General features: G+C 63.3%; 13 protein-coding genes. 10 read left to right on the top strand and 3 right to left on the bottom strand.

The window, feature by feature from the left end; all coding sequences use genetic code 11:
• Window positions 1-63 precede the first annotated feature (63 nt).
• A complete protein-coding gene (gene infA, locus VGC77_RS23305) occupies window positions 64-345 on the top strand; it encodes a translation initiation factor IF-1 (protein ID WP_011474121.1) in 282 nt (93 codons plus the stop codon).
• A gap of 273 nt (window positions 346-618) precedes the next feature.
• Complete coding sequence (locus VGC77_RS23300) at window positions 619-831, top strand: cold-shock protein (RefSeq protein ID WP_011474122.1); 213 nt, start codon at window positions 619-621, stop codon at window positions 829-831.
• Window positions 832-1,309: 478 nt separating this feature from the next.
• Here the strand turns inward: VGC77_RS23300 and VGC77_RS23295 are convergent, their stop codons facing one another.
• From VGC77_RS23295 to VGC77_RS23285, 3 genes are all read right to left on the bottom strand, one after another.
• Window positions 1,310-1,948: a TadE/TadG family type IV pilus assembly protein gene (locus VGC77_RS23295; RefSeq protein WP_331173931.1), complete on the bottom strand. Its 639-nt coding sequence runs from the start codon at window positions 1,946-1,948 to the stop codon at window positions 1,310-1,312.
• 11 nt (window positions 1,949-1,959) lie between these two features.
• The gene (locus VGC77_RS23290; protein ID WP_331173930.1) at window positions 1,960-2,490 is read right to left on the bottom strand and encodes a TadE/TadG family type IV pilus assembly protein; all 531 of its coding nucleotides are present in this window, start codon (window positions 2,488-2,490) and stop codon (window positions 1,960-1,962) included.
• A 196-nt stretch (window positions 2,491-2,686) separates the two neighbouring features.
• A complete protein-coding gene (locus VGC77_RS23285) occupies window positions 2,687-3,184 on the bottom strand; it encodes a pilus assembly protein N-terminal domain-containing protein (RefSeq protein WP_331173929.1) in 498 nt (165 codons plus the stop codon).
• Window positions 3,185-3,245: 61 nt separating this feature from the next.
• Here VGC77_RS23285 and VGC77_RS23280 point away from each other — a divergent pair, with 61 nt between their 5' ends.
• From VGC77_RS23280 to VGC77_RS23245, 8 genes are all read left to right on the top strand, one after another.
• On the top strand, window positions 3,246-3,407 hold the full coding sequence (locus tag VGC77_RS23280; protein ID WP_331173928.1) for a hypothetical protein: 162 nt from the start codon (window positions 3,246-3,248) through the stop codon (window positions 3,405-3,407).
• A 184-nt stretch (window positions 3,408-3,591) separates the two neighbouring features.
• Entirely contained in the window at window positions 3,592-3,756 is a 165-nt protein-coding gene (locus VGC77_RS23275) for a Flp family type IVb pilin (RefSeq protein ID WP_331173927.1), read from the top strand.
• A gap of 99 nt (window positions 3,757-3,855) precedes the next feature.
• A complete protein-coding gene (locus VGC77_RS23270; protein WP_331173926.1) occupies window positions 3,856-4,002 on the top strand; it encodes a hypothetical protein in 147 nt (48 codons plus the stop codon).
• Between the two features lie 91 nt (window positions 4,003-4,093).
• Complete coding sequence (locus tag VGC77_RS23265) at window positions 4,094-4,618, top strand: prepilin peptidase (protein WP_331173925.1); 525 nt, start codon at window positions 4,094-4,096, stop codon at window positions 4,616-4,618.
• A gap of 125 nt (window positions 4,619-4,743) precedes the next feature.
• On the top strand, window positions 4,744-5,541 hold the full coding sequence (gene cpaB, locus VGC77_RS23260; protein WP_331173924.1) for a Flp pilus assembly protein CpaB: 798 nt from the start codon (window positions 4,744-4,746) through the stop codon (window positions 5,539-5,541).
• 14 nt (window positions 5,542-5,555) lie between these two features.
• A complete protein-coding gene (locus VGC77_RS23255) occupies window positions 5,556-7,037 on the top strand; it encodes a type II and III secretion system protein family protein (protein ID WP_331173923.1) in 1,482 nt (493 codons plus the stop codon).
• A gap of 21 nt (window positions 7,038-7,058) precedes the next feature.
• Window positions 7,059-7,799 (top strand): CpaD family pilus assembly protein, encoded by a 741-nt coding sequence (locus tag VGC77_RS23250; RefSeq protein ID WP_331173922.1) that lies wholly within the window; start codon window positions 7,059-7,061, stop codon window positions 7,797-7,799.
• Window positions 7,796-9,064 (top strand): AAA family ATPase, encoded by a 1,269-nt coding sequence (locus VGC77_RS23245; RefSeq protein WP_331173921.1) that lies wholly within the window; start codon window positions 7,796-7,798, stop codon window positions 9,062-9,064. Before VGC77_RS23250 ends, VGC77_RS23245 begins: the two co-directional genes overlap by 4 nt.
• Window positions 9,065-9,068 lie beyond the last annotated feature (4 nt).

The raw sequence follows: 9,068 nt of genomic DNA, 5'->3' as shown, positions 1-9,068 counted from the left end.
CCGAACACCACCCCGAACCGCACCCAGCGTCCGCGCTAAACGTCGATCGATCTGGAGATAACAATGGCCAAAGAAGAGCTGATCCAGTTCGAAGGACTGGTGACCGAAATCCTTCCCGACGCGCGCTATCGCGTGCAACTCGACGCTGGACACGAGATTGTCGCCTATACCGCCGGCAAGATGAAGAAAAACCGCATCAAAACGCTGGCTGGCGACCGTGTCACCATCGAAATGTCGCCCTACGACCTGGAAAAGGGCCGGCTGATTTTCCGCCACAAGGACGAACGTCCGGGTGGCGGTCCGCCCCGTGGCGCCCCGCCGCGCGGCCAGTTTCGCCGCAGGTAATGGCGATGCGGCGACGATCCAACGTCGCCGCGCCATGACGTCAAACGTGCTCGGCACCCTGGACACAACTGACTTCCCGATTAAAAAATCGTGCACGTCAGGATTGTTTTGGGGGCCGCTTTCGCATAACATCCACTAATCGATTTTCGGCCGGACGACATTAGCTATCCACCGGTACAGCCGGTTTACGCTGACGACCCTTCCAAAATTCGATCTCACCAGCCCATCACAAGTGGGTTTCGACTATATCTATATTGAGAAGGGACTACCCCCGTGAGCATGGGAACCGTGAAGTGGTTTAACGCAACCAAGGGTTTTGGATTCATTCAGCCGGACGATGGTGGCAACGACGTGTTCGTGCACATCAGCGCGGTTGAGCGGGCCGGCCTTGGCACCCTGCGTGAAGGCCAGAAGATCAGCTACGAAATCGTTGCCGATCGTCGCTCTGGCAAGTCTTCGGCCGACAACCTCCGCGCCGCCGGCTAATCCGAATTCCGCAAGCTTGGCGCTGCGGAACAAACTAACAAGTCGAAAAGGCCGCGCTGCTAGCGCGGCCTTTTTTCGTTGCAGGGATCTTTCGTTGGCGGCTTCGGTCAAGCCCTCACCAAGCGCCGCGCTTGGACCGACGAACCACCGATGGGTTGAGTGATTTCCAGAGAGGATCTTGGAGCGTTTTCGAGCGAAGTGGCTCCCAGTTCGCGTGAAGAAAACGCGTCAAAATAACAATCTAGAGCTTCGGTTCTGTTTCTATCAGAACCGAAATAGCTCTTGGTGTCCGACCGAAATAGCAGCGAGCAAGATCAGGGGTTCTTGTCATTGCGAGCCGAGGCCGGCGCGCAGCGCCGACTGAGAAGCGAAGCAATCCAGGGACTGCACGCGAAGCCCTGGATTGCTTCGTCGCAAGAGCTCCTCGCAATGACGGGTCTAATGCCTGATTTCATTGAACGCTTTTTGAGTCAGGCTGTTACGAGATCGCGGTCGGGCACGGATCTGACGACGTCGTCGGGGTCCACAGCACGCAGCTCGATTGCCGCGGGCGGGTAAAGGTCTGGTCGGTCAGCCAGATGCCGTCCTTGACGAGGATGTAAGCCACCGTCGGCTTGTACAGATACTTGACCTCGCTATAGATCAGGTACTGACCGGCGATCACCTTGCCGGTCGAATCTTTAGCAATCAGATCCGCCGGAACGCTGACGACGGCTTTGTTCTGCCGCACCGCGTCACCCTGACTCCATTGCACGTAGCCCTTGCCGGACACCGGATCGATATAGAGCTCGGTGATCGTGGTTTGGAATTGAGTCGCGGAATGTACCGCGGCATACGGCGTCATGATCGCATCGGCGATGCTCAGGAAGTTGCTGACGTCGGTCGCGACCACCGATTTGCTGCGCGAGGTCAGGTCGGAGATGGTTTGCGCCACGATCGACACCTTGCGGTGCGCCGCAAAACCCGACGAAATCTCGATGGTGCCGAAGAACATCACCAGCATCAGCGGCACGATCATCACGAACTCGACCGCCGCCAGGCCCGAACTGTCGCGGCGCAGCCTGCCGAACTGTCGTTGCAGGCCGCGGAGCGATTCTGATAATGCGTGTCTCTTCATCGGACTGACCATTATTGCGGGCGAAGCGCGGCGGTCGCCGCCAGCACTCTCGTCCCCTCGCCGACGTTCGAGAGATTCAAGCCGAGCTTGGTCACGAACAGCGGCCATTGGTAGAAGGCTCGAACGACGACGGTGTAGTCGCTATTCGCGCTGGGTGGCAGTTGATAGACGAAGCTGTCGACGAAGCCGCCGTTGACGATCGGGTTCTTGATGGCGATGACTGCGCCCGGCGCGAACGACTGCACATCGACGCGCAGAACATCGCAGCTCAGCAACATATTGACCCGATCGCAGACCAGCTTCTTGAAATCCGCGGCGAGCGCCGGATTGGTCTGGGTCAGAAACACCCGGGCGGCGTCCTGCGTCCCGGTCTCCAGCAACTGGCCGGCCAAGAACACCAGCCCGATCTCGATGATCGCAAACAGCAGGGCGATGAAGATCGGCGCCACCAGGGCGAATTCAACCGCGGCCGACCCGCGCCGATGGCGAGCAAAGCCGCGCAACGCCCTCAGGGTCACCGGAAACAGCCGGGAGCTTGGCATCACTACACCCTCGCACTGACTTAATCTGTCGTCGCAATTTAGCGGGAACTGATTGTCGAAGTGTTGCGCCGGTTGGAAACACAATGCAGGCAACCGTTAACCGCGCGTTAACCATGCCGGGCGGCAGGCAGCGGCAACGCTTGGGCGCGCAACACGCCTTGGAGGCACCCTCGCCTCGCCGTCGACGAATCGGAGATCAGTTCTTGGCGCCCGACGACGCGCCGCTGGCCTGCGAATTCAGGCTGCCGGCCTGATCCATCGCCGACTTGAAATAGCCTTCGCCGTCGCCGAGCGTGACCCTGCGCTGGCACTGCGGGATGCAGCTATAGGATTCCCGGTCGACGCCGCGATACACCGTCACCACCTTGTCTGTCGGGCCCTCGACCTGGATCACGCGATCGAGCAGCACTTCGCCGGCGCGGTCCATTGCGATCACGTTGGTCGCGCCGTAACCCTTGCCGGTCACCACGATGACGCCGCCGGGTTGCAACGTCACGTCGGCGATCAGCGGGTTCCCGACCACGATGGTGGCGATCCGCGCCGGAAATTTCACCAGTTTCGCCTGATCGACACTGACCGCGATGGGGTCGTTTGCGGTCTCCGCCAGGCCGGGCAACGGACACAGCAAGGCGAGGCCGACCGATCCCGACAGCAGCACAGCGCGCAGCTCGGCGCGCGTCACAGTCTTACTCATACTCTACCCCGGGACATCCACAGGCCGGCCAAAGCGATGCGCAGCGGTGCCGGCGCCCGTCATGGCAAAGGTGACGTTAATTAGTGAACGAACTGCAAATATCGGCTCGCGGCGGCTCGTGACGCGGCTTTGCAGCGCAAAAATCACCCGCAACGCTACGAGGCTGCGGCGCGACGGCCGCCGCGAAAAACCTAGCAAAATCCGGCAAAACATCGAAACATAACAAGTTATCCGAGCTTTAAGCCGAAATTTACTGTGTCAAAGAAGAGCGAATTGCAGCGGTGTTTCTTCGATCGAATTAACTGCACCGCAATTTCCGGATCCTAGGTTCGGGTCATGGTCACGGTGCTGAGAACGCCGGCAAGACCAGGGAAGTTCACAGCCACGTTGATACATGGAGTAGTCTGATGAAAAATATCGTTGCGCGTTTCCTGAAGGATGAGTCGGGCGCCACCGCGATTGAATACGGTCTGATCGCTGCCGGTATCGCACTCGCGATCATCACCGCGGTGAATACCATCGGCACCAACCTGACCACCAAATTCACCTCGATCGGCACCAAGCTGCAGTAAGCGGCAGACGTCAAGGTCACCGAAGGCCTCGGTCGGACCGAGGCCTTCGTTGTTTGTAAGAGCGTAAGTCACATCCAATGGGTTGCTGGCGGCGTGATCATGAGTAAGCTTGCTGCAGAACGTGGCGCGACCGCGGCGGCGCGCATTGCCGCCGGGGCGCGATCCGACGAAGTCACGGCGATCGTGTGCTGGGCGCTGGTGCTGGCGCTGCTGGCGCTGGCGATCCGGATCGCCCTCAGCTGGTGAGCCGGCGATCGTTTCCCGATTATTCATTTGTTCCGGCTAGGCTGTCCGCGGCGAGCCGATCTCCGTAGCGCTGACGGCGTGGTGAACTCAAATGATGCTCGATCTGCTGCGCGTTCTGTTGTTTCCGGCGCTGATGGCCTTCGCGGCGGCCAGCGACCTGTTCACCATGACCATTTCCAACCGCGTCTCGCTGTTGCTGATCGCCGGGTTCCTGGTGCTGGCGGGGTTGAGCGGCATGGGCTTTCAGGAGCTGCTGTCGCATATCGCCGCCGGCGGCAGCGTTCTGGCGATCGCGTTTGCCTGTTTCGCGTTCGGCTGGGTCGGCGGCGGCGATGCCAAGGTGGCGTCGGCCGCGGCGCTGTGGTTCGGCTTCGACCATCTGTTGGAATACCTGGTCTACGCCTCGCTGTTCGGCGGGGCGCTGACGCTGCTGCTGCTGCAGTTCCGGCAATGGCCGCTGCCCTACGCGCTGTGTAGCCAGAGCTGGCTGCTGCGGCTGCATCACAAGGACACCGGGATTCCCTATGGGATCGCGCTGGCCACCGGCGCGCTGCTGATCTACCCGGAAACCGAATGGATTCGCGCGGTCGATCTGGCGCACTTTGCGATCCACTGAGCGCCCCCCGGGTTCCTGATCGAGCCGATTTAGATACGCCTCATTAACCATGCTTTGACGAATAGCTGGTCAACTCCGGATTACAGCGACGCAAGCGTCGCCGCGTAATGTGGAAAGTGAAGCGTATGAATACCGCACGCATTGTCGTCCTGACCATCGCTGTCGGAGCCGGCGGCGTTGCAGCCTATTTGGCCAGCGGCGCGGACCAGCAACCGGCCCCGGTGGCGCCGGTTGTGCAATTGCAGACCGTCGACGTGCTGGTCGCGAGATCGGACATCCCGCTCGGACAGGCGCTGACCCCCAGCGACGTGCAGTGGCAGAGCTGGCCGGCCGCGACCGCCAGCGAGATGTTCATCCGCCGCAATGTGCGCCCGGACGCCACCACCCAGATCGCGGGATCGATCGCGCGGTCGGCCTTCATCGCCGGCGAACCGATCCGGGATCTGAAACTGGTCAAGGCCAACGGCTCCGGCTTCATGGCGGCGATCCTGCCCTCCGGCATGCGCGCGGTCTCCACCGAGATTTCGCCGGAAACCGGCGCCGGTGGCTTCATCCTGCCGAACGACCGGGTCGACGTCATCCTGTCCAAGCGCGAGAAAAATCCCGACGCCCGCGCCGCCGGCGACGCCGTCAATTCCGAGATCATTTTCAGCAACATCCGGGTGCTGGCGATCGACCAGACCATCGAAGAGAAGAACGGGCAGAAGGTCGTGGTCGGCAAGACCGCGACGCTGGAATTGAAGCCCGAGCAATCCGAGGGCCTGGCCCGCGCCCGCCAGAGCGGCACGCTGTCGCTGGCGCTGCGCAGCCTGGCCGACGCCAATTCGGCGGTCGCCGACACCCCCGACGATCGCGCCGCCAAGCGCGACAGCATCAACGTGGTTCGGTTCGGCGTTTCGACCCCGACCACCACCCAGAAGTGACTCGAGGACCGGATATGAGCTGCAGCAATCACCACCGGCCGATGCGCAGTCCGCTGGCACGCGCGCTGTGGTTTTCCGCGGCTGCGGCGCTGACGATCAATCCCGCGCTCGCCCCGGCGGTGGCCGCGGATTATCGTGCCGCGGCGAGCGCGGCCGACGGCCAGATGAACGCCCGCTTTCTGGCGCTCGGCGTCAGCAAGTCGGTAGTGATCGACCTACCGCGCGACATCAAGGATGTGCTGGTCGCCGACCCCAAGATCGCCAACGCCGTGGTGCGTTCGGCGCAGCGCGCCTACATCATCGGCGCCGCGATCGGCCAGACCAATATCGTGTTCTTCGATGCCGCGGGGCTGCAGATCGCCGCCTACGACATCGCGGTGACCCGCGACCTCAACGGCATCCGCGCCGCGCTGAAGCAGACCCTGCCCGGCGCCGACATCCACGTCGAAGGTGTCGGCAGCAAGAGCGTAATGCTGAGCGGATCGGTGTCGAGCCCGATCGAAGCCCAGCAGGCCGGCGACGTCGCCGCACGACTGGTCGACGGCGTCGACAACGTCGTCAACAGCATCGCGGTCCGCGGTCGCGACCAGGTGATGCTGAAGGTGACGGTCGCCGAAATGCAGCGCGACATCATCAAGCAGCTCGGCGTCGATCTCACCGCCAGCATGAATTACGGCACCGCGGTGGTGAATTTCAACAACAGCAACCCGTTCACCGCCTATGGCAGCAGCCTGGTGTCCGGCAACGGCACCACCGCCGCGTTCGGCGGCGGCACCACGCCGTCGGTCTCCGCGACGCTGCGGGCGATGGAAAGCGCCGGCGTGGTCCGCACCCTGGCGGAACCGAACCTGACGGCGATTTCCGGGGAATCCGCCACCTTCGTCGCCGGCGGCGAATTCCCGGTGCCGGCGGGCTATTCCTGCGACCCGGTCACCCATGTCTGCACCACCCAGATCAGCTTCAAGAAATTCGGCATCTCGCTGAATTTTACCCCGGTGGTGATGAGCGAGGGCCGGATCAGCCTGCGGGTGATGACCGAGGTCTCCGAAATCTCCAACGACAATTCGATCACGCTGTCGCAGGCGGTGAGCACCACCACCACCAATTCGATCACGGTGCCGTCGATCAAGACCCGGCGCGCGGAAACCACGCTGGAAATTCCCTCGGGCGGCTCGATGGCGATGGCCGGGCTGATCCAGGAACAGACCAAGCAGGCCGTCAATGGCCTGCCCGGTCTGGCGCAATTGCCGGTATTGGGCGCCCTGTTCCGCAGCCGCGACTACGTCAATCGCAACACCGAACTGATGGTGCTGGTGACGCCCTACGTGGTCCGCGCGGTGGCCCAGAAGGACCTGTCGCGGCCGGATGATGGATTTGCCGCGGCGTCGGATCCGCAGGCCGACCTGATCGGCAACATCAACCGGATCTATGGCGTTCGCGGTCGCAGCGAACCGGCCACGAATTATCGCGGCACCTATGGCTTCATCACCGACTGAGGCGGGACAAGGACCAACACGATGACGAGCGAATACCCCGCCGATCACTTCCGCCGCCTGCGTCTGGGCGGCGCCCTGGTCGGACTGTGTCTGGCGCTCGGCGCCTGCACCCATACCGGCGATGAGGTCACCGCGAGCATCGCGCCGAACGATTATCGGCAGCGTCATCCGATCGCCATCCAGGAGGCCGACCAGACCCTGACCATCTTCGTCGGCACCGGCCGCGGCGGCCTGACCGCCGCGCAGCGCGCCGACGTCGCCTCGCTGGCGCAAACCTGGCTGCGCGAAGGCACCGGCCCGGTCATCATCGACGTGCCGACCCACACCCCCAACGCCCGCGCCGGCACCGATTCGCTGCGCGAAATCCGGGCGCTGCTGGTTGCCTACGGCGTGCCGCCGAACGGCGTGACGGTGCGCGACTATCAGCCCCACGACGCTCGGCAGTTTGCCGCGATTCGCGTCAACTATCCGCGGTTGACCGCGACCGCCGGACCCTGCGGGCTGTGGCCGGAGGATGTCGGCTCCTCGAGCAAGAACCACGACTATTTCGAGAACAAACCCTATTGGAACCTGGGCTGCGCGACCCAGCGCAATCTCGCCGCGATGGTCGACAACCCCGCGGATCTGGTGCAGCCGCGCGGCGAAACCCCGCCCTACACCGCAAGGCGAACCATGTCGTTCGAGAAATATCGCAAGGGCAATACCACCACCACAAGCTATCCCGAGGCCGACAAGGCCAAACTCAGCGACACCGGCAAATGATCAGCTACCCACGCCAGACGCCCGACGACGAGACCGCTACGCCGCAGCCGGCGCCGGAAGAGCATATTGCGCCGGCGCCGCGGGTGTCGGTCCAGGCGTTCTGCGAGACCGTGGAAACCGCCGCGGCGGTGCAATCCGCCGGCGAAGACCGCCGGCTCGGCAAGGCGCATCTCAAGATCCAGATGGGCGGCATGGCGGCGGCGATCGAAGCCTACCGCTCGGCGCCGACGCCCAATGTCATCATCCTGGAAACCGACATCCGCAGCGACATCCTCGCCGGGCTCGACCATCTCGCCACGGTTTGCGACGCCGGCACGCGGGTGATCGTGATCGGTCGCGTCAACGACGTCACGCTGTACCGCGAACTGGTCCGCCGCGGCGTCAGCGACTATGTGATCGCGCCGGTGGCGCCGATCAAGGTCGTCGCCTCGATCTGCGGGCTGTTCTCCGCGCCCGAGGCGCGCGCGGTCGGCCGCGTCATCGCCGTGGTCGGCGCCAAGGGCGGCGTCGGCGCCTCCACCATCGCGCACAATGTCGCCTGGGCGATCGCGCGGGATCTGGCACTGGATTCGGTGGTGGCGGATCTCGACCTCGCCTTCGGCACCGCCGGGCTCGACTACAATCAGGATCCGCCGCAGGGCATCGCCGACGCGGTGTTCTCGCCCGACCGCATCGATACCGCCTTCATCGACCGGCTGCTGTCGAAATGCACCGATCACCTCAGCCTGCTGGCGGCGCCAGCGACGCTGGAACGGGTCTACGACTTCGGCAGCGAAGCCTTCGACTCGATCTTCGACACCCTGCGCACCACGATGCCGTGCATCGTGCTGGACGTGCCGCATCAATGGTCGGGCTGGACCAAGCGGGCGCTGGTTTCCGCCGACGACATCCTGATCGTCGCGGCGCCGGACCTCGCCAATCTGCGCAACGCCAAGAACATGTACGACCTCTTGAAGGCGTCGCGGCCGAACGACCGGCCGCCGCTGTATTGCCTCAACCAGGTCGGCGTTCCCAAGCGCCCGGAGATCAATGCCAGCGAATTCGCCAAGGCGATCGAGAGCCAGCCGGTTGTCTCGATCCCGTTCGATCCCCAGATGTTCGGCTCGGCCGCCAACAACGGCCAGATGATCGCCGAAGTCTCCACCGGCCATCGCACCACCGACATGTTCCTGCAGATCGCGCAGCGATTGACCGGCCGCGGCGAGACCAAGAAGCCGAAGGGATCGTTCCTGGCGCCGTTCCTCGAGAAATTGCGGACCAAGTGAGCCC

Source organism: Rhodopseudomonas sp. (genome assembly GCF_036404135.1).
Classification (GTDB): domain Bacteria; phylum Pseudomonadota; class Alphaproteobacteria; order Rhizobiales; family Xanthobacteraceae; genus Rhodopseudomonas_A.
The sequence above is the reverse complement of the archived record's forward strand: the minus strand, read 5'-3'. Positions and strand labels throughout refer to the sequence as shown.

Bases quoted from the DNA above. Each gene is read 5' to 3' on its own strand.
- VGC77_RS23265 (WP_331173925.1), top strand. From the start codon at position 4,094: ATGATGCTCGATCTGCTGCGCGTTCTGTTGTTTCCGGCGCTGATGGCC.
- cpaB (WP_331173924.1), top strand. From the start codon at position 4,744: ATGAATACCGCACGCATTGTCGTCCTGACCATCGCTGTCGGAGCCGGC.
- infA (WP_011474121.1), top strand. From the start codon at position 64: ATGGCCAAAGAAGAGCTGATCCAGTTCGAAGGACTGGTGACCGAAATC.
- VGC77_RS23245 (WP_331173921.1), top strand. From the start codon at position 7,796: ATGATCAGCTACCCACGCCAGACGCCCGACGACGAGACCGCTACGCCG.
- VGC77_RS23255 (WP_331173923.1), top strand. From the start codon at position 5,556: ATGAGCTGCAGCAATCACCACCGGCCGATGCGCAGTCCGCTGGCACGC.
- VGC77_RS23285 (WP_331173929.1), bottom strand. From the start codon at position 3,184: ATGAGTAAGACTGTGACGCGCGCCGAGCTGCGCGCTGTGCTGCTGTCG.
- VGC77_RS23275 (WP_331173927.1), top strand. From the start codon at position 3,592: ATGAAAAATATCGTTGCGCGTTTCCTGAAGGATGAGTCGGGCGCCACC.
- VGC77_RS23250 (WP_331173922.1), top strand. From the start codon at position 7,059: ATGACGAGCGAATACCCCGCCGATCACTTCCGCCGCCTGCGTCTGGGC.
- VGC77_RS23295 (WP_331173931.1), bottom strand. From the start codon at position 1,948: ATGAAGAGACACGCATTATCAGAATCGCTCCGCGGCCTGCAACGACAG.
- VGC77_RS23280 (WP_331173928.1), top strand. From the start codon at position 3,246: ATGGCAAAGGTGACGTTAATTAGTGAACGAACTGCAAATATCGGCTCG.
- VGC77_RS23270 (WP_331173926.1), top strand. From the start codon at position 3,856: ATGAGTAAGCTTGCTGCAGAACGTGGCGCGACCGCGGCGGCGCGCATT.
- VGC77_RS23290 (WP_331173930.1), bottom strand. From the start codon at position 2,490: ATGCCAAGCTCCCGGCTGTTTCCGGTGACCCTGAGGGCGTTGCGCGGC.